This window comes from Rhodopseudomonas sp. BR0M22 (assembly GCF_010907035.1).
GTDB lineage: Bacteria > Pseudomonadota > Alphaproteobacteria > Rhizobiales > Xanthobacteraceae > Rhodopseudomonas.
Genome location: NZ_QUMK01000150.1, coordinates 1 through 669, shown reverse-complemented (window position 1 = coordinate 669; position 669 = coordinate 1). Strand labels below are relative to the sequence as shown.

The 669-nt window shown below is 65.9% G+C and carries 2 protein-coding genes; one reads left to right on the top strand and one right to left on the bottom strand.

The genetic code is table 11. From position 1 onward, the window contains the following. Positions 1-54 precede the first annotated feature (54 nt). Positions 55-303 (top strand): DUF433 domain-containing protein, encoded by a 249-nt coding sequence (locus DY468_RS24540; protein ID WP_349644337.1) that lies wholly within the window; start codon positions 55-57, stop codon positions 301-303. Positions 304-352: 49 nt separating this feature from the next. On the opposite strand, the gene DY468_RS24535 is transcribed toward DY468_RS24540, so the two are convergent. Further along, positions 353-669, bottom strand: a 317-nt coding sequence (locus DY468_RS24535; RefSeq protein WP_164608219.1) for a hypothetical protein, incomplete at its 5' end; no start/stop codon positions are given.

Sequence of the window (669 nt, the reverse complement as noted above, 5' to 3'; positions counted from 1 at the left end):
GCGGCTTGACGGTCGCAGGGGTCGCAGGGGGCGCAGGCGGGCGAACCCGCGTCCGTGGCAAGCGTGGTGAACTATGCTATCCTAAGCTGCGAGCAAGCTGCGGTCGGTGCCATGCGACATGAGCGGATCGAGATCAATCCCGAGGTAATGTGCGGCAAGCCGGTGGTGCGCGGCATGCGCATCCCGGTGGAAATGATCCTGCGCAAGCTCGGTGCGGGGCTCTCCACGGCCGAGATCATCGCCGATCATCCGCGGTTGAGCGCCGATGACATTCTTGCCGTGCAGACCTTCGCCGCGGACTAGGCGGAAGCCGTCGTCGAAATCATTGCCCCGTGTCGGCCGTAACCGAGCCCTACTTCCCGCAGTTCCAGATCGGCCCGATCGGCGTCTGCGTCCAGCACGGCCCGAAGCTGCCGCCGTTGTAGCGGCCGCGATAGAAGCCGGCGCGACCGGGATAGCGCCACTCACCGCTCCAGGGGCCGTTCCAGCGATAATAATCCGGCGTCGGATCGATGTACCACGGCCGCTTCGGCCGCAGCATCGCCCGCTGCGCCGGCGACAGCTTCTGCATGAACAAGGGCACAGCATTGTTCGGCGGCTGCACATAGCCGGGCAGGAAGCCGTACCCCTGCGCCCGCTTGGCGCTGGCTCTTATACACATCTCCGAGC